Origin of the sequence: Pseudomonas sp. LPH60, from assembly GCF_030718165.1 — a bacterium.
GTDB classification, from domain to species: domain Bacteria; phylum Pseudomonadota; class Gammaproteobacteria; order Pseudomonadales; family Pseudomonadaceae; genus Aquipseudomonas; species Aquipseudomonas danubii.
Map to the genome: position 1 here is coordinate 170,469 of NZ_JAVAJH010000011.1, position 19,670 is coordinate 190,138.

Genomic DNA, 19,670 nt, shown 5'->3' on the forward strand with positions numbered 1-19,670 from the left:
GACTACCAAGGGAAAATTCACGGGGTCGAGGGCCAGCAGTGCCACGGCTGCTCGCCGTGGCCGGCCAGCAGCCGGGTCAGGTGCCGCAGCACTTCGGCCTGCTGCTCGCGCAGATAGAAGTGAGCACCGGGGAAACTCTGGAAGTCGGTGACCTGGGCGCTGACCTCGGCCCAGGCATAGGCTTCGTCAGCATCGACTTCAGGGTCCTGGCCCCCCAGGCACACGCTCAGGGGCAGGTCCAGGGCGCGGCCGATGTCGCCGCGATAGGACTCGATCAGCCGATAGTCGTTACGCAGTGCCGGCAGGTACAGGTCGCGCAGCGTCGGGTCGTCCAACAGGGACGGCGCGCCATCGGACAGGCGCCGTACATCCGCCAGCAACGCCTCGTCCGACCCCAGGTGCAGCTCGCTGTGGCGCTGGCGATGGGGCGCCGGGTGTGCTGACACAATCAGGCGCTGAGGGGCCGAGCCTTGCTGCTGCATGCGCCCCGCCACTTCATAGGCCAGGGCCGCGCCCATGCTGTGACCGAACAGCACCAGCGGCCGGTCTACCAGGTCCGACAGGGCCCGAGTGATAGTGCCCGCCATCCACTCCAGGCTGCCGGGCCAGGTCTCGTTGAGGCGCTCTTCACGCCCCGGGTACTGCACGCTGATCAACTCGATATCGGCGGGCAACAACGCCCGCCAGTCATTGAAAAAACTCGCGCTGCCCCCAGCATGGGGCAGGCACACCAGCCGGCAGCGCGGCGGTTGCGGCTGCGGGTAACGGCGCAGCCAGGCACTGGGAGCCTTTCTCACAGCACACCCTCCTCTAGCTCGGCCAGTGGCGTACCGGCGCTCAGGCCCAGGCTGACCCGGGTGTCCGGCAACCACTGACAGACCTGCTCCAGGCAGGCTTGGGCATCCAGCACCTGGGCCGCGTAATGCAGGCCTTGGGGCAATAGCTGCCAATGCAGCGCGCAAAACGCCGCGACGCTGCCGGTCAACCGCGAACCGTCGCCGGCCCGTAACCAGGCACTGGCCTGCTGCGGGCGGCCATCACGCAGGCCGTCGAGCTCCACCGCCAGCAGTTGGTACGGCCGCCGTCCGGCCACATCCAGGGCGCTGGCCTGGACCAGCGCGGCGATGTTCTGCGGCGTGTTGCGCGCCTCTGGCGCCGAGCCCTGGATACGCTGCAAAGTCGCCGCCAGTTGCCCGCCTTCGAACAGGTTGAAGCCCTGTCCATGGGGCACTTGCAGGTCACTGAACAAGCGCTGCTGCTCGGTGCTCAGGTAGGGATAGGCCTGTACCCCAGCCACCGGCAGCCAGTCCCGTTGCAGAGGCTGCCGGGCACTGCCCCTGCTACGCACCACCCGCCCCTCGCGCCAGCCGCACTGGGCCTGGCCGAAGCCATTGCCCAGGCTCAGCAGGAAGTCCTCGGCGGCCGTGGCGGACAGCCGTCCCAGGCCGCCGGCATAGCAGCGCATCTCATCGACTCGCTGGAAGGACTGCGCCAGCAACCGCGGGAACACCCCCGACAGCCCCGGCAGCATGCCCGCCGACAACAGCACCCGGCGCCCTGCGGGCACTTGACCGGCCAGACGCTCGTGCACCGGGTCGTCGCCGCCCACATCCAGGTAATCGGCGCCCGCCGCCAGCGCGGCCCGGGCCACCCGGTCGAGAATCCGGTAGCTGGGCCCGGCGCAATTGATCACCAGGGTGCAGCCGGCGCAAAAGCTGGCCAGGCTTTGCTCATCCCACAGGTCCAGGGCGCGCACGTCGGCGCACGCCCCCAACTGCTGGTTCAACTGCTCGGCCTGCTGCCGGTCGCGTCCGCCCAGGCGCAAGGCAAGCCTGGGTGCCAGCAGTTGCGCCACCTGACGGCCGACGCTGCCATACGCGCCGACCAGACCAATGAGCGCCCCACTCATGCCGCCACCTCGGCGGCGTCGAAGGCCCGGGCCACGGCTTGCACTTGGGGCTGCTGCATGCAACTGAAGTGATCCCCAGGCACATCCACCACCCGCAGTTCGCCCAGGCACAGGGCCTGCCAGTAAGCGCTCATGTCGCGGTGCATGCCCGGCAGCACCTGGACCTCGCCGCTCTGGCGGATGAACAGCAAGTCGCCCTGATACGGCGTGGCCTCATGCAGGGCCACCGCCGCCAGACTGTGACGCAACACCTGCAATTGCTCGCGCAGCCAGTCCAGGTCACTCAACTGCGAACCGGCGTGACGCATGGCTTCGGCAATCGCCTGCAGGCGTTGCTCGGGGGTCTTCTCTGCCAGGCGCCGCAGACAGGCCAGGGCCGAGGTGCATTGGCCATCGTCGCTCAAGGCCAACAGCGAACCCTGGGGCACCCGTCCTGGGGTCTGGGCCAGGACCCGGGCGATGCTGCGCTCCATGGCCTGCTCGTCCTCGGGATACCCCAGCACCAGCGGATCGGCCTGCATCACCCGGGCGAACACGTACTCGGCCAAGAGGTCGTCCTCGATCATGAACGGCACCCGGTAGCTGCTGATCACGCTCAGCTGCAGCACCTCGATGGAACGCGCCGCCAGGCACGCCGCCAGTTCGGTGGCCAGCAACCCGCCCAGGCAATAGCCGACGATGCTCACCTGGCGCCGGCCTTCGGCCTGCAGGGTGTCGGCATAGCGCTCGGCCAACCGGCGAATCGCCGTGGCCGGCTCCAGCGCCAGATACCCCGGCACGTCGTTGAGCACCAGCCCTTCCAGGGGCGCGTCTTCCCCCAGGGCAGCGAACAGCGCGCGATACGGCGCCAGGGTGCCGCTGCCGTCGTGGACGAAGATCCGCGTCGGGCCCTGCACCTTGTCGCTGATGCGCACCAGCGGTGAATCGCCTTGCCCACCCTGCCCGCGCAGGTAGTCGGCCAGGGCCGCCACGGTGGGCTGGTTGATCAACTGCCGCAGCAAGTCGCTCCAGGGCAACTGCCGGGCCTGGGGCAAGGCTTCGCGCAGGCGACCCACCACTTGCGCCACCAGCAACGAGTCGCCGCCCAGCTCGAAGAAGCCCTGCTCGCGGCCCACCGCCGGCACCCGCAACAGGGCCTGCCAGACCTCGGCGATGCTGCGTTCCAGATCGTCCACCGGCGCCGCGCCGCTGTTGACCTGTTGCTCGGGCCCGGCCACACCGATCCGGGCCAGGGCCTGGCGGTCGACCTTGCCGTTGGCGGTCAGGGGCATCTCATCGAGGATCTGCCAGTCCGCCGGGATCATGTAGTCCGGCAGACGCTGGGCCAGATGGGCACGCAGTGGCTCGGGCTCCAGGGTCTGGCGCTCGCTCTTGAAGCGGGTGATGAACAGGTGCTGTCCGATCTGCGACATGGCGTCATCGGCCTTGGGCAGGCACAGCGGGGTTTCGCCCCCGGCCTCCAGCAGCAACTGCTGCCACTGCTCGCGCCGGATGAAGGTGGTGTCCAGTTCCGCACGGAAATCTTCGAAAGCGGTCAGGCCTTCCTTGAACTCCATGGAGGCCATGATCTGGTAAGTGTCGCGGGTGGCCTCGATGAAGATCAGCCAGCCGCCCGGGGCCAGCATCTCCCGCAGCCGCTCCAGCACCCGGCTGGCATGCCGCGAGTTGTGCAGCACGTTGGCGCAGAGAATCACGTCCTGGGAGTTGGCGGCCACGCCCTGGGCCCAGTGGTCCTGGTTGAGGTCGAACAGCCCGTAGCTGACCCAGGGATAGGCGGCGAAATGTTCCCGGGCCTCGTTGAGGAAGAACTGCGACAGGTCGGTGAACTGGTAGTCCACCGGCAGGCCGTCCAGGGCCGGGATCAAATCGGCGCTGGTGCCGCCGACCCCGGCGCCGATCTCCAGCAGGCGCAGGCGCTGGCCGACAGGACGCTGGCGGATGATCTCCTGCACCGCGGCGCACACCGCCTGGTTCAGGTACTGGCTGATCAGGTTCTTGCGGTAGGCGCCCTCGGCGGTATCGGTACGGCCCTCGGGGAACAGCAGGTGCAGCGGGTCCAGCTGATCGCTCATCAGCGCCGGCAGTTGCTCCTGGCTCTCGCGCAAATAACGCAGGACCTCGGCGCCCCAGCCTACGCGAGGCTCCAAGGCGTCGATGCGCTGCCACAGCTGAAGGTATTCCTCGCGCTGCACCCGCAGGTCCGAGTAACCACCGGACTGCCGGTCATGCTGCACCAGCCCTTCTTGGGCCAGGGCCTGCAACCAGCGCCGGATCAAGCGCTGGTTGCGCGGCGCGACCTCGCTCAAGGCCCATACCTCTTCCAGGGAGTGACACTGCCCCGCCTGCTGGAACAGCCCGGGACGCTGCAGGGCCAGGCCCATGGACAGCAGCGCGGCACGCTCGACACAGGCCGACATCTCGCTGACCAGGGCATCGCTCAGATCACCGCGCACGGCCTGGGCCGCGGCCTGGGTACGCGCCTCCAGCTGCTCCGGCCAGGCCAGCGGCATGTCCCGCAGACTGGCCCGCAAGCAGGCCTGCAGTCGCCGTTCGAAAGCCCCTTCGCCAGCGGCCACCACCACCGCGGACTCCACATGGGGATGGCTGAGCAGTGCACTTTCCACTTCCGCCAGCTCGATGCGATGACCGCGCACCTTGACCTGGAAATCCTCGCGACCAAGGAATTCGATCAGGCCATCTTCCAGGTAGCGGCCCAGGTCGCCGGTGCGGTACAGGCGCTCGCCGCTGCGGGGGTGATCGACGAAACGCTCGGCGGTTTTCTCGGCGTCCCCCAGGTAACCCAGGGCCAGGCCGCTACCGGCGATGTACAGCTCACCGGCCACCCCTTGAGGACGGTCGCGGCCCTGCTCGTCGAGGACCATGAAGCGCTGGTTGGCCAGGGGCGCGCCGTAAGGAATGCTGCGCCACTGCGGATCGACCTGGGTGATTGGGTAGTAGATCGACCAGATGGCCGCTTCCGTGGCCCCCCCGAGGCTGATCAGCCGCAACTGCGGCAACAGTTGGGCAGCCTCCGCCGGCAGGTTCAGGGGAATCCAGTCCCCCGACAGCAGCGCCAGGCGCAAGGCACCGGGCGCCATCGACGGCACTGCCTGCAGGTAGTGGGTAAGCATCTGCAATTGCGCCGGCACCGAGTTCCACAGGGTCACCCCGTGCTCCCGGGCGCACGCCGCCCAGTGCGAAGGATCGGCGCGGCGTTGCGGGTCGGGCAGCACCAGGGCGCCGCCCACGGCCAGCAGGCCGAAGAGGTCATACACCGACAGGTCGAAGCCCAGGCTGGCCAGGGCCAGGACCCGATCCTCGGCGCCGATGGCAAAGCGCTGGTTGATGTCGACGATGGTATTGAGCGCCGCCTGATGGCTGATCATCACGCCCTTGGGCACCCCGGTGGAGCCGGAGGTGTAGATCACGTAGGCCAACTGCTGCGGATCGATGTCCAGCACCGGCAACGGAGCTTGCGCCGCCAGCGGGCTCTGATCGACCTGGATCACCTGGGTCACCCGTGCCGGCCAGCACAACTCATCGCTCAACCAGGACTGACTGAGCACCCGGCCGACCTCGGCGTTATCCAGAATCAACTGGCGCCGGGCCTCGGGCTGGTTGGTGTCCAGGGGCAGGTAGGCCGCCCCGGCCCGCAGAATGCCCAGCACCGCAATCACCTGCTCCAGGCCCTTGTCCATGCACACCGCGACCCGCTCTCCCGGTTGGCAGCCGGCGTTCAGCAGGGCCTCGGCCACGGCCTCGGCGCGTCCGGCCAGTTCGCCGTAGCTCAGTTGCCCGGCGCCCTGGATCAAGGCCACACGCTGCGGCGCAGCAGCTGCCTGACGCCAGAACGGCTCATGCAGCCCGCCGGTGGGCAACGGCGCCGCTGTCTGGTTCACCAGCTCGCGTTGCAGGCGCTGGGCCGCCGGCAATTCCAGGCAATCGTCCAGGGTCCAGGCCGAGGGTTCCCGGGCCAGGCGCTTGAGCAGCCGTTCGAAGGTATCGAACAAGTCGTCGAGCAGCGCCTCGCTGAACACCCCTTCGCGAATGTCCCAGTTGATCGCCAGGCCGTTGTCCCGTTCGCTGACCTGGCAATCGATCAGCACCTGGGGCGTCTGGCTGATGCCGAACACCAGCTCGGCTCCCGGCATGAAGGCCCCGCCGCCGCTTTCGCCGCCGGCACCCAGGGTGCTGGTGAAGGCGTACGGCATCAGCGCCGCATCCTGGCCCTTGCGCCGCGCCAGCTCGCGCAGCACTTCGATGCCCGAGCACAGGCGATGGTCCATGTCCTGCCACAGCCGTTCCTGCAACTGCTGGCTGCGCTGGCCGAAACTGCCCCCTTGCAGGGTCTGCACTTCCAGCAGTTCCACCGAGCTGAAATCCCCCACCAAGCGGTCGACCTGAGGGTGCAGGGACAGGCGATTGAGCAGGGTCAGGCTCAGGCAGAAGTGTCCGCGCCGACTCCAGCGCCCAAGGGTTTCGGCGTAGGCCGAGAGGATCGCCGCCGACACGCCGACCCCGGCGGCGGCCGCATTCAGGCGCAGGGCCTTGCAGTCCCGCGCTTCCAGGCTCATGGCCCGGCGCTGGAAGCGTGGCCCGGTGGGTGCCCCCAGCAGCGGCAGCTCCGGTGCCCCCGGCAGGCTGTCGACCCGCGCCCACCAGTAGTCACGGTCGCGCTGGTAGCGCGGTTGTTCGCGCAGGCGCCGCTCGCCCAGCACGTAGTCGCGGAAGCTGATCTGCGCCGGTGCCGGCAGGGCCTCGCCGCGGTACAGCTGCTGCAACTCGGCCAGCAGCATGCGCACGCTCTGGTAGTCGCACACCAGCAGGTCCACCGACAGGTGCAGGCGCGAGGTGTCGCGGCCCTGGCTCACGCACAATTCAATCAAGGGCCATTGCTGAGGCGTGGCGCGGCGCAGTTCCATGCGCTCGCGCAGGGCCTGCAAAGCACTGCCGTCGTCCTGGCTCAGGTCGTGGTGCGCAATGGCGTAATGGGGCACCTGGGGCAGGATGCGCTGGTAGCCCTCCTCCAGCACCACGGCGCGGAGCATCTCGTGACGGGCGATCAGCTGGTTCCAGGCCTGTTCCAGGCGCAGCGGGTCGAGGTCCTGCTGGGCGAACTCCAGATAACCGTGGCAGGCCACGCCGCCAAAGCTGAAGGCTGTGGTGCGGCCCAGCAGATAGGCCGCCTGCACATCGGTCAGCGGGAAGGGTTCTTCCCGGGCCGGCAGGTCGGCCTCCAGGGTCGGCATCTGCGCCGCCTGCAGCTGTTGCAGCAACGCGTCCTTGTGTTGCCGAAGTTGCTGCAGGCGCGCGTCGTCCATGACCCCGGCCGGGGCCCGATAACGCAGGCGGCCCTGTTCTTCCCAGAGCTCCACGCCCAGTTGTTGCAGATCCTGTTGCAGTTGCTGCAGCGTCATAACACGCCCTCCACCATTGCGTTCTGAGTGACGGGCCGCTGTTCCCGGCGCGAGGCGAGCAACTGCCCCTGCAGGGCCACGGTGGCCGCGTTGAAAAAGTCCTTGAGCGACAGTTCCACCTGGAACTGCCGAGCGATGCGTTCGATCAGGCGGGCGGCCAGCAGGCTGTTGCCACCCAGGGCGAAGAAGCCCTGGTGCCGGCCCACCTGTGGCACCTCCAGCAACTCCTGCCAAAGGGCGGCCACGGCCTCTTCCCACTCCCCTTGAGGAGGCTCGGCGCTGTGCGGCGCGATGCCACGCCGCTGCTCCTGCAGCAACCACAGCAAGGCCGCGCGATCGACCTTGCCGTTGCTGCTCAGCGGCAGCTCGGCCAGGGTCAGCCAGCTGTCCGGGAGCATGTGTTCGGGCAGCCATTGGCCCAGCCACTGCCGCAGGGCCTGGGTCGAGGGCAGCGGCTCATGGGCCACCAGCACCACCGCCAGCTGCGGCTCGCTGCCGGGCAGCACCAGGCTCAGGGCGCGACTGATGGCCGGGTGGCGTTCCAGGGCCAGGTCGATTTCCGCCAGTTCGATGCGAAAGCCGCGGACCTTGACCTGATGGTCCAGGCGTCCGAGGAACTCCAGGGTGCCGTCGGCCCAGTAGCGACCCTGGTCGCCGGTGCGGTACCAGCGCCCGCCGTCATGCTCGACAAAGCGCTGGGCACTCAGGCTGGGCAAGCCGCGATAGCCCGCGGCAACCCCGGCGCCGCCGATCCACAGCTCGCCCGGCACCCAGTCGGGGCAATCCCGGCCCTGGCTGTCCACCACCCGGAAGCACTGGTTGTCCAGGGGCCGGCCATAAGGGATCGAACGCCAGTGCCCGGGCACCACGTCCACGTCCTGGCAGTTCGACCAGATCGCCGCCTCGGTGGCGCCGCCCAGGGCCACGAACTGCAGCTCACGCCCCGCCGCCTCTCGCAAACGACATGGCAGGTCGAGGCCGACCCAGTCCCCGGAAACCATGGCCAGGCGCAACGCCGCCAGGCCGCCAGCGTCCCGTACCTGCAAGGTCAGCATGTCCAGCAGCGCCGGCACCGAGTTCCACAGGGTGACCTGCTGTTCGCGGATCAGGCGCAGCCATTCCTGGGGCTCCTTGCGCAAGGCGTCGGCCGGCAGCACCAGGGCGCCACCGACACTCAGGAGGCCGAACAGGTCGTACACCGACAGGTCGAAATCCAGGGCCGAGACGCCCAGCATCCGATCCTCGGCGCTGACCCGATAACGCCGGTTGAGCGCCTCGATGGTGTTCATCGCCGCCTGGTGCGACAGCTCCACCCCCTTGGGTTCACCGGTGGTGCCGGAGGTGAAGATCACATACGCCAGGGCATCGGCCGCAAGCGGCAAAGGCTGCGCCAGGGCGGCTGCCGGGCGTGCCTGGGCCAGGGTCACCACCCGCAGTGCGGCGAGCCAGATACCACCGTCGCGGTGAGCCGTGTCGGTGAGTACCACACGCACCCCGGCACGCTGATAGATCATGTCGCGCCGGGCCGGCGGCTGCTCGATGCCCACCGGCACGTAGACCGCACCAGCGGCGAGAATCCCCAGCACCGCGATCACTTGTTCGCGGCCCTTGGGCAGGGTGATCGCCACCGCCTCGCCGGGTTGCACGCCCCACTCCACCAGGGCGCCCGCCAGTTGCAGGGCTTGCCGGGCCAGCTCGGCATAACTCAGCTGGCCCTGGTCGCAGATCAGCGCCAGCCGCTCGGGATGGGCCTGGGCCTGTTGGAAGAAGCCCTGGTGCAACAGCCGGGCCGGGGTTGCGTGCCGGCAGTCGTTGACCGCGCTGCGCACCCGCTGCTGGTCGGCCGGCAGGGGCAACGGCGCCACCTGTTGCCAGTCATGCTCGCAAAGCCACAGCAGCAGAGTGCGATAGGCTTCGAACATCTGCTCCAGCAGGCCCTCGGGGAACAGCCCCTGCACCGCGTCCCAGTTCAGCAGCAGACCGTCGGCCATCGGGTAGCTCTGGTGATCCAGCCACACCTGGGGCGTCTGCGACAGCGCCCAGCCGGGCTCGCCCAGTTGCTGGCGGCAGGTGTCATCGACAAAGGCCGGGCCCAGGTTGCAGGCAAACACCACCGGCGCCCCCTGACCACCGCCCTGACGCAGGCGCGCACGCTCGCGCAGCACCTCGACCCCGGGCCAGGCGCTATGGGCGATATCCCGGTGCAACTGAGCCTGCAGCGCCAGGGCCTGCTGGCAGAAATCCAGGGGCTGGCGCTGATCCACTTCCAGCAGCACCAGATTGGAGAAGTCCGCCAGCAAGTGGGGCACGCAAGGGTGCAGTTCCTGGCGGTTGAACAGCGGCACGTTGAGCAGGAAATGCTGACTGGCGCTCCAGCGCCCCAGCACCTGGGCATAGGCACAGGCCAGCACGCTGGCCAGGGTCAGACCGTGCTGCCGACCCTTGTGCTCCAGGGCCTGCAACTGGGCTGTATCCAGGCGCATGGCCAGACGCTGGAAGCGTGGCGTACCCAGTTGCTGCGGCTCCCGGGCCAGGGGCAATTGCGGGCCGTCGGGCAACGCCTCCAGGCGCGGCAGCCAGTAGTCCCGGGCCGCCGCCAGTTGCGGCGCCCGGGCCGCCTGCTCGGCTTTCAGGTAGTGGGCAAAGTCCCACTCCAGCACCGGCAATTGCTGTTCGAGACCGGCATGGATCAGGGCCAGATCCCGCAGCAGGATGCCAATGCTCAGGACATCCGCCACCAGCAGGTCGATGTTCAGGTGCAGACGGCTACGGCCTTCGGGCAGCAGACTCAGTTGCACATCGAAGACCTCCCCGCGACTGACCTCCAGGCAGCGGTGCGCCAGGCGCTGACGAATCTGCTCCAGGGTCTGGGCCACACCCACGCTGGAGGCCTGGCGCAGGTCGTGGACGGTCAGACCGAGCCAGGGGCTCTGGGGCAGGATGCGCTGGCAGGTATCGTTGACAAAGCAGGCCCGCAGCATCGGATGACGCTGGCACAGGCGGCGCACGGCCTGCTCCAGGCGCTGGGGTTCCAGGTCCTGGCCATCCAGTTCCTGATACAGGTGGCAACCCACGCCCCCCAGGGGCATGCCCGGATCGCGACCGAACCAGTAGGCCTGTTGCAGCGGGGTCAGAGGAAAATCAGCGTTGTCGCCGGCGTCGGCTACCGCCTGCAAGCACGGCGCCGCAAGGCCCCGGCGGGCCTCGATCAGCGCCCACCAGCCGTCCAGGGTCGGCTGCTGGATAAGCTCGGCAAAACTCAGGCTCACGCCCTCGGCGGCCAGCAACGCCGGCAGGCGCATGATGCTCACCGAATCGAGACCCTGCTCGATCAGCGAAACATCCGCCTCAAGCTCCTCGGGCGCGTAGTCGAGCAGTCGGGCAATGCCCGCGCAGAGGCCTTGGGGTGAATGACTCAGGCCGGCGTGCGCTGGATGAGCGCGTGCCAGTGCTGGGTTATCAGTCATGGTGGACGGTCCTATGGGGTACGGAAGGGGTAGGTCGCAAGCGCCAGCGATTGATCGCCTCGCGCTCGTGGAACAGTTCGCGATAACGGCCGGTAGCCGCCATCAGTTGGGCATGGGTGCCGCGCTGGGCCAGGCGGCCCTGGTCCAGCAGGAGGATCTGCGCGGCATGCGGGGCCAGGGTCGGCTTGTGGGTCACCAGCAGCACCGTGTGCTTGCGCGCCAGTTGCAGCAGGCTGCGGTTGACCCGCGCCTCACTGATGGCGTCCAGGGCGGCGGTGGGTTCATCCAGCAGGATCAGCGTGGCGTCCTTGAGCATGACCCGGGCCAGGGCCAGGCACTGGCGTTCGCCGCCGGAGAGGCTGACACCGCCCTCGCCCACCCGGGTCTGCCAGCCCTGGGGCAGACGCTGAGCCAGGCGGTCGAGGCCGGTGGCGTGGGCGGCGGCCATCAGTTGCGCCTCACTGGCCTCGGGGCGGCCCAGGCGCAGGTTGTCCAGCAGGCTGGCGGCCAGCGGCGGACAGTCCTGGAACATCAGGGCAATGTCCTGGTCGCGCTGCCGGGCCGAGAGCTGGCGCAGGTCCACGCCCCCCAGCAGGATGGCGCCGTTGCTGACATCGCAAAAGCGCGCCAGCAAGCGCAACAGGCTCGACTTGCCGGAGCCCGAGGCCCCCACCAGCAGGTTCAGGGAGCCCGGTTCCAGCTCGAAGCTGATGTCCTGCAGCAGCGCTCGGCCCTGGCGCACCAGCCCCAGTTCCCGCACCTCGACCCGTTGCCCCTGCGGCGTCTGGGGCTCGCTCGGCTCCGGCAGGGGCGGCAGGTTCAGCAACTGGCACAGGCTGTCCACGCCGTGGCGGGTCTGGCGCAACGTGGTGCCCAGGTTGACCAGGGCGCCCATGGGCTCCACCAGGCAAGTGGCGAGCACCGCCAGGGCCAGGTATTGCACGGCCCCGAGACTGCCACCGAGGACCGCGTAGAGCCCGCACAGCAACACGGCGGTGTAGCCGGCCTGGAGCACCACCACCAACCCCAGGGCTGCCGGAAAGGTGCGCCAGTGGGCCTGGCGCTGGGCCTGACGCTGTTGCTGCAAAGCCTCGCCCAGCAGGCTGAAACCTTCACCGTTGCGCCCGCTGGAGCGCAGCAGCGGCTGCTGCCGCAGGAACTCCAGGACCCGCGCCGCCGCTTCGCCGGCCGCCGCTTCGCTGAGGCGCTCGGCCTGCCCGCCCCAACGCACGCCCCAGTGATAGAACAACAGCAGCAGGGGCACACTGGCCAAGGCGGCCAGGGCCATGGAGCGGTCATAGAAAAACAGCGCCAGCAGCAACGCCAGGGGCGTGAGCAAGGCGTTGGCCATGGGCTGCAGCAGGTGCGCCGGGGCACTCATGATCTGCGCCACGGTGTGGGTCACCAGGCGGTTGAGCTCGGCGCCACGCCGCTCGACGAACCACTCCAGGGGCAGGCGCGCCAACTGCTGGCCGATGCGCAGGTTCAGCGACTGCGCGGCCGCCGCCCCGGCCCTGTAGCCGGCCAGCTGGGCATGGCGGCGCAACCCCAGGCACAGCCCGGCGAACCCGGTAAAAGCCCCGGCCCAGAGCCAGGGCGCCTTGCCCGACGCGGCGTCGAAGACACCGGCAAACGCCATGGGCAGCAAGGCCAGCGCCAGGCCCTGGGCCAAGGCACTGGCCGCCATGGCCAGCAGCGCCCGGCGCAGCAGGCCGGCTTCCTTGGGCTGCAAGCTGCGTAACAGGGCAGCGATCATGACAGGGCCCTCGTCAACGGGGCCGCGCCAAACTGCTCCGCCGCCCAGAGTCCGGCATACACCCCCTGCTGATCCAGCAAGACCTGGTGCCGACCGCACTCGCGCAATTGCCCGCCCTGGAGCACGGCGATCTGGTCGGCGTCCTGGATGCTGCTCAAGCGATGGGCGATCACCAGCACCGTGCGCCCCGCTGCCAACCGCGACAGCGCCTGCTGGATCGCCGCTTCGGATTGCGGATCGCTGGCCGCGGTGGCCTCGTCGAGCACCAGGATCGGTGCCTGGCTGAGCATGGCCCGGGCAATGCCCAGGCGCTGGACCTCGCCGCCGGACAACTGCACGCCGGTCCCCAGCAGGGTGTGATATCCCTCGGGCAAGGCGCAGATGCGCTCGTGGATCTGCGCGGCCCGAGCCGCCTCTTCGACCTCTGCGAGGCCGGCCTCGGGGCGCCCCAGGCGCAGGTTGTCGAGGACGCTGGTGCGCAGTAGACGCACCTCTTGAAAGACAAAGGCCACCTGGCGATACAGGGTCGCGCTGTCCATGTCCCGCAGGTCGACACCGCCGATGCGGATCGCCCCGGCGCTGACATCGGCAAAGCGCGCGAGCAAGGTGGCCAGGGTGGATTTGCCGGCCCCGGAATCCCCCACCAGGGCGGTCAGGGTGCCGGGCTGCAGGCACAGATCGATGCCCTGCAGCACCTGAGTGCCGTCGGGGTAGCTGAAGTCCACGGAATCGAAGGTCACCAGGGCACCTTCGGGCTCTCGGGAGAACGCCGGCTGCGCCAGCACCGGCGTGCTCAGCACCGCGCTGATGCGCTGCGCCGCCGCCCGGCCCTGGACCAGGGAATCGGCGCCATGGCCCAGGGCCGCCACTGGCGCCGACAGGGCCGGGCCCAGCAAGGCAAACGCCAGCAACTGCGCCGGCTGCAGCCAGCCGCCGGCAATCAGCGCCACCCCGGCCACCAGCACCAGGGCCAACACCAGCAGAGGCGAAAGCAACACTTCGACACTGGCCCCCAGGCCGGCCCAGCGCTCGACCCACTGGGAGAAGAAACGGCCGAAATCCTCTACGGCCTTGAAGAAGTCGTCCTGCACCCGCTCCACCCGGCCAAAGGATTTGACCATGGCAATGCTCTGCACAAAGTTCAGGGTCGCCGTCGACAGCGTGCCCATGGCCGCGCCCAGGCGCTGGCGCTCGGCGTGGTACGCCGGGGTACGCATCACCCGCAGGCGCCACAGCGCAACCAGCGGCGGCGCCAGCACCACCAGGGTCATGGGCAGGCTCACCGTCAGCAGGTAGATCAGGCTGGCCAAGGGCACCACCAGGGCCGCCACCAGATTGTTGGGCAGGTGCGCCACCAATTGATGCAGGGCGCCGACATCCTCCAGCAACACCCGCTCGGCGGTTTGCCGCTGGCCACCCAACCAGGCCAGGGGCACCCGCGCCAGATGGGCAGCGATGCGCTGGCGCAGATGGCGCTGCAGGTCACTGTCGGCCAGATGGGTGATCTGCAACCCCGCCGCCAGCCCCAGCAGACGCAGGAGCAAGGCCCCGCCCCCGGCCAGCAGCCAGAAGCCCGCGCGGTCCATATCCAGCTCGCCCGCCAGCAGCAGCGGCGCCAGTTCGGCCACGGCCATCAGCGGCAGCAGGCCCACCAGCGCCGCCAGCACCTGCAACAGCATCGCCGCCAGCAGACGTCCGCGCACCGGTTGCAACAGGTCAGTCAATCCTGGTTGTTCAGCCACGGGCATCAGTTCCCACCCGGCCTTGGGCCTCAGCACCGAAGTACAAGGCCTGAATGGCCTCACGCAGGTGTTTGCGGCTGACCTTGCCGACCCCGGTCTGGGGAAAGGCCGGGATGAACTCGAAGCGATCCGGCAGCTTGAACGCCGCCAGGCCCTGGGCCCGCAGATGGCGCAGCAGTTCCACAGCCCGGGGCGCCTGGCCACGGGCAATAACGAAGGCGCAGGTGCGCTCGCCAAGGAAGGCATCAGGCATCGCCACCAGGGCGATGTCGGCCACCGCCGGATGGCTCAGCAGCAGGTTCTCCACTTCTTCGGCAGCGATCTTTTCGCCGCCGCGGTTGATCAGGTCCTTGTCCCGCCCTTCCACCATCAGGTAGCCGTCGGCGGTGAGCTGCACCCGGTCACCGGTGCGATAGAAGCCGTCGGCGGTGAAGGCCTGGGCGTTGTGCTCGGGATAGCGGTAATAGCCGCGGATGGTGTAGGGGCCACGGGTCAGCAACTGGCCCACCTGGCCCACCGGGACGGGCTGGTCCTGCTCGTCCACCACGCGGATTTCGTCCGCCGGCGACAGGGGCCGGCCCTGGGTGTGCAGCACCCGTTGGGGCGGGTCTTGCGGGTCGGTGTAGCAGATCAGCCCTTCGGCCATGCCGAACACTTGCTGCAGGCGGCAACCGAGCACCGGTTCGATACGCCGCGCGGCCTCGAAACTGAGCTTGGCCCCGCCCACCTGCAGCAGCTGCAACGAGGAAAGCCCCCGTCCGCGAGCCTGGGCCGCTTCCATCCAGACCAGGGCCAGGGGCGGTACCAGGGCGGTATGGGTGACGGCTTCGCGCTCGATCAGTTCGAAACAGACCTCCGGGCTTGGCGAGTGGCCGAGCACCACGCGCCCGCCGACCGACAAGGTGCCCATGAACCCCGGGCAGCACATGGGAAAGTTGTGGGCCATGGGCAGCACCGCCAGGTACACGCTGGCACTGGACAAACCGCAGCGCTCGACGCTGGCCCGCAGGTTGTAGAGGTATTCGTTGTGCCGCCGCGGAATCAGCTTGGGAATCCCGGTGGAGCCGCCGGACAACTGGAAGCAGGCCACGGCATCGGCACTCGGCGCCGGGAAAGCCGGCGACGGGGCCGGGTCATACAGGCCATCAAGGGCGGTGAATTCCTCGGCCTCGCCGGCCACTATCACCCACTCCAGGTGCGGATTACCGGCCTTGAGATCCCGGGCCATGGCCCGGTAATCGAAGCCGGCGTCACAGTCGGTGCACAGGTAGGCCCGGGCCTGGGCGAATTCGCAGAAACGACCGATCTCCAGATGCCGGTGCGCCGGCAAAGCGAAGATCGGCCGCACGCCGAGGCGATACAGGGCAAAGCAGGTTTCGACGAAAACGCTGCGATTGGGCAATTGCAGGACCACATTGTCCCCGGCGCGCAAGCCCAGGCGGTACAGGCCGGCGGTCAGTTGATCGACCCGCAGGTCCAACTGCCGATAGCTCAGGCGCTGTTCGCCATCGGTCAGCGCCTCGCGCTCGGCAAAAGCCTGGGCCGCCACCCGCAGCAGGTCGCCAAAGGTTTCATCGCGCCAGTAACCGGCCTGGCGATAGCGCTGGGCAAAGGCCTCGGGCCAAGAGGGGCAATCCTGCAGATCATCGAAAGTGGACATGCTGTCTCCTGAGTTTTTTGACGCAAAAAGCGGCCCTGGACCTGAGGTGCCAGGTCCTTGGAATGAACGGGAAAACGTCGTCGGCGCTAAAGGAAATGAAGGTCCACAGGCGCTCCTGCGGTGCTGTTGCGTGGGGTGTCGTCCATGAAGGGCTGCCGTGCTTGCAAATGAGAGTGATTATTAACCGGCAATTTCCAAGGCCCGGCAATCGGCAGGACATTCGTTTGCGCGGCTTTTTCTTTTGATTGCGCGGCGCGGCCCCGGCAGGCCCTGACAGGACGGGGCGAGAAAGCTAAAGGATAATCATTCTTAATTACAGGGGCGGATTTTCCTGATAGCTTATGGCCTCTTTTTCGGGTTCACAGGGAGTTCGCCATGCTCAGCCCCCACGCTGCGCCGCAGCCTGTCCAAAGGGATTTCACCCTGCAGTTTCCCAATCCGCAGCACGCCGGCACGGCGGCGGTGGTGCCGGAAATCACCTTGTCCACCGGGACTGTGCTGATGGACAGCCAGATGTGGATGCAAGAGCCGCTCTGGCAAGGTTTGAAAATCATCCTGGTGCTCAGCGGCCAGCTCAATTGCCGGGTCGAGGGCCAACCGGAAGTGGAAATTCGCGGCCCGACCCTGTGCGCCGTGGCCAACCAGGGCGAGCACTGCGGCGACCACCTGTTCGCCCGTGGCGTACCGGTGCGCTACACCACGGTGCAGCTGGACTTCCCGTCGATCCGCAATGCCGGCCTGGAACCCGAGCGCCTGCTGGACCCGCGGGGCGGCGGGCCGATGCTGTTCTGCCAGCCGGCCAGCAAGCCACTGCTGGCCCTGGCCCAGCAGATCTTCACCTGCCCGCTGCAAGGCCCGACCCGCTCCTTCTACCTGGGAGGCAAGGCCCTGGAGCTCACCGCCCTGGGGGTCGAGGGCATCCTTGCCCATGCCGAGTCGCGGCCGCTGCAGGACAGCCCCGGCAGCGCGGCGGACATCGAACGTATCCACGCCGCCCGGGACCTGCTGCTCAACTCATTGCAGGACTCGCCGTCGTTGTCGGAGCTGTCGCGTCAGGTGGGCCTCAATCCGCGCAAGCTCACCGCCGGCTTTCGCCAGGTGTTCGGCACCAGCGTCTATGCCTACCTGCAGGAGCAGCGCCTGGGCGAGGCTTACCGCTTGCTGGCCAGCGGCGAGACCAATGTCTCCAGCGCGGCCTATCGGGTCGGCTACAGCCCGGCGCATTTCTCCACCGCCTTTCGCAAGCGCTTCGGGGTGTCGCCCAAGTCCTTGCGCTGAATCGCCCTGGTCTTGCATGCCTGGAACCTTGAACAACGCCGCAGCCCGGCGCTGTCGAACCGCGCGCCTGTTGCCCCGGGCGCCCTGCCCGCGCGGTGCCGCAAACGAAAGAAATGGTCGCTCAAGCCAAAGTTTTAGCCGGCAACCCAGGCGCACAAATGAGATACGTTTGCATTCTCATTTAATCCCCATCACGGAGTGAAGCATGGGTAGCCGCGTTGCGCACCAAAACACCCAAGGTTGGCCGGCCGATTGTCCGGTCCTGCGTCCGGCGCTGCGCCGCAGCCCGCTGGCGTGCCTGATCCATGGCCTGGCCCTGGGCCTGTCGCTGACCCAGGCCGGCGCCGCCCTGGCCGCCGATGGCGAGGCCGACAAGGACCACACCCTGACCCTGGACACCAGCGTGATCAGCGCTACCCAGGTCGACTCCCCCACCGGCCAGCAAAGCGGCTACGTGGCCAAGCGCAGCCTCAGCGGCACCAAGACCGATGCTTCGCTGAGTGAGATTCCCCAGGCGATTTCCGTGGTCACCCGCGATCAGATGGACGCCCAGCAGGTGCAGTCGGTGAACGAGGCATTGCGCTACACCGCCGGGGTCCAGGCCAACACCACCGCCGCCAGCCAGCGTTTCGACACGATCTCGATCCGTGGTTTCGACGTCACCACCGGCATGCTCCGCGATGGCCTCAAGGGCAACACCGCCCAGGCCTGGCCCAAGGTCGAAGCCTATGGCCTGGAACGCATCGATGTGCTCAAGGGCCCGGCCTCGGTGCTGTTCGGCCAGAACTCGCCCGGAGGCGTGGTCAACCAGATCAGCAAGCGCCCACTGGAGCAGCCCTTCCATGAAGTGCAGATCCAGGGCGGCAGCTTCGATCGGGCCCAGGGCCAGTTCGACTTCAGCGGCCCGCTGGACGATGAGGGGCAATTCCTCTACCGCCTGGTGGGCCTGGAACGTGACAGCGGCACCCAGTTCGAGCACATCAAGGACGACAAGCAGTACTTCGCGCCCTCCTTCACCTGGAAGCCCAACGACGACACCCGCCTGACCCTGCTGGCCGACTACACCCAGGATGCGTTCGGCGCACCCAGGGTGTCCCTGCCGGCCCAAGGCACCCTGCTCGGCAACCCCAATGGCAAGCTCAAGCACAACGTCTTCCTCGATGAACCGGGGCTGGACAACGACCGCACCCAGTACTCCCTGGGCTACCTGCTGGAGCAGCGCCTGAACGATGTCTGGAGCCTCAATTCCAGCGCCCGCTACGGCCACGTCAACCTGCTGACCAACACCGCCAGCGGCATGTCCCTGGCCCCGGACCTGCGCACCTTGAACCGCGCCGCCTATCGCTTCCGCATCGTCGGCGACACCTACTCCCTGGACAACAACGTCCAGGCCCGCTGGAACCTGGGCAGTACGCAGATGGTGTCGCTTTTGGGGGTCGACTACCGGCGCACCCGCGAGGACTACTACCTGCGCGGCGGCGCTGCCTCGTCCATCGACATCTACAACCCGGTGCATGGCGGCGTGTTCAACCCCAACACGCCGTTCACCAACACCGTGCAGCGCGCCGATCAGGTCGGGGTCTACGCCCAGCAGCAGTTCACCTTCGACGAGCATTGGGTGCTCAGCGTCGGTGGCCGCCAGGACCGCTCCAGCGCCCGTACCGATAACCGCATGAACGACAGCGGCAGCAAGCAGAACGACGAGAAGTTCACCTACCGCACCGGCCTGGTGTACCTGGCGGACAACGGCCTGGCGCCCTACATCAGCTACTCCACGTCCTTCGACCCGGTACTGGGCACCAACTTCTACGGCACGCCGTACAAGCCCACCAGCGCCAAGCAATCGGAAGTGGGGGTCAAGTACCAGCCACCGGGGATCGACAGCTACATCACCCTGTCGCTGTTTGACCTGACCCAGGAAAACGTCAAGACCGCCGACCCGGCCCAACGCCTGAACACCCTGCAGACCGGCGAGGTGAACGTGCGCGGCATCGAGCTTGAAGGCAAGGCCAGCCTGGCCCGGGGCCTGGACCTGCTGGCGGCGCTGACCTACAACGACGCCGAGGTAAGCAAGAGCAACAACCCGCTGGAGAAAGGCCAGCGCCCCACCGACACCCCGGAAAAGATGGCCTCGCTGTGGGCCGACTACACCCTGCCCGAAGGCCCGCTCGGTGGCCTCGGCTTTGGCGCCGGCGTGCGCTACATCGGGTCTACCGAAGCCGATGCCGCCAACACCGTCAGCGTGCCCTCCTACACCCTGCTGGACGCGGCGGTGCACTACGACTTCGACAAGCTGATCCCGGCGGCCAAGGGCCTGCGCCTGGCGGTGAACGCCACCAACCTCACCGACAAGCGCTACTACGAAGGCTGCTCGCTGACCAATTGCAGCGCCGGTTATGACCGCAGCGTCATCGCCAGCCTGCGCTACCGCTGGTAAGCCG

General features: G+C 68.1%; 9 protein-coding genes. 2 read left to right on the plus strand and 7 right to left on the minus strand.

Features of this window, described 5'->3' with window-relative positions; all coding sequences use genetic code 11:
• Positions 1 to 17: 17 nt before the first annotated feature.
• Genes Q8O96_RS29925 through Q8O96_RS29955 form a run of 7 tightly spaced genes read right to left on the minus strand, consistent with a single transcriptional unit; the run spans position 18 to position 15,951 of the window.
• The gene (locus Q8O96_RS29925; protein ID WP_102863107.1) at positions 18 to 797 is read right to left on the minus strand and encodes a thioesterase II family protein; all 780 of its coding nucleotides are present in this window, start codon (positions 795 to 797) and stop codon (positions 18 to 20) included.
• Complete coding sequence (locus Q8O96_RS29930; protein ID WP_305949994.1) at positions 794 to 1,909, minus strand: saccharopine dehydrogenase NADP-binding domain-containing protein; 1,116 nt, start codon at positions 1,907 to 1,909, stop codon at positions 794 to 796. The genes Q8O96_RS29925 and Q8O96_RS29930 overlap by 4 nt, the downstream gene beginning before the upstream one ends.
• Positions 1,906 to 7,326 (minus strand): non-ribosomal peptide synthetase, encoded by a 5,421-nt coding sequence (locus Q8O96_RS29935; protein WP_305949995.1) that lies wholly within the window; start codon positions 7,324 to 7,326, stop codon positions 1,906 to 1,908. The genes Q8O96_RS29930 and Q8O96_RS29935 overlap by 4 nt, the downstream gene beginning before the upstream one ends.
• A complete protein-coding gene (locus Q8O96_RS29940; RefSeq protein WP_305949996.1) occupies positions 7,323 to 10,793 on the minus strand; it encodes an amino acid adenylation domain-containing protein in 3,471 nt (1,156 codons plus the stop codon). Before Q8O96_RS29940 ends, Q8O96_RS29935 begins: the two co-directional genes overlap by 4 nt.
• On the minus strand, positions 10,786 to 12,549 hold the full coding sequence (locus tag Q8O96_RS29945) for an ABC transporter ATP-binding protein (RefSeq protein WP_102863104.1): 1,764 nt from the start codon (positions 12,547 to 12,549) through the stop codon (positions 10,786 to 10,788). Before Q8O96_RS29945 ends, Q8O96_RS29940 begins: the two co-directional genes overlap by 8 nt.
• A complete protein-coding gene (locus tag Q8O96_RS29950) occupies positions 12,546 to 14,297 on the minus strand; it encodes an ABC transporter ATP-binding protein (protein ID WP_305949997.1) in 1,752 nt (583 codons plus the stop codon). Before Q8O96_RS29950 ends, Q8O96_RS29945 begins: the two co-directional genes overlap by 4 nt.
• Entirely contained in the window at positions 14,284 to 15,951 is a 1,668-nt protein-coding gene (locus tag Q8O96_RS29955; RefSeq protein WP_102863103.1) for a (2,3-dihydroxybenzoyl)adenylate synthase, read from the minus strand. Before Q8O96_RS29955 ends, Q8O96_RS29950 begins: the two co-directional genes overlap by 14 nt.
• A 375-nt stretch (positions 15,952 to 16,326) precedes the next feature.
• Here Q8O96_RS29955 and Q8O96_RS29960 point away from each other — a divergent pair, with 375 nt between their 5' ends.
• Positions 16,327 to 17,229 (plus strand): AraC family transcriptional regulator, encoded by a 903-nt coding sequence (locus tag Q8O96_RS29960; protein WP_102863102.1) that lies wholly within the window; start codon positions 16,327 to 16,329, stop codon positions 17,227 to 17,229.
• A gap of 205 nt (positions 17,230 to 17,434) precedes the next feature.
• Entirely contained in the window at positions 17,435 to 19,666 is a 2,232-nt protein-coding gene (locus Q8O96_RS29965) for a TonB-dependent siderophore receptor (protein ID WP_305949998.1), read from the plus strand.
• Positions 19,667 to 19,670: the final 4 nt, after the last annotated feature.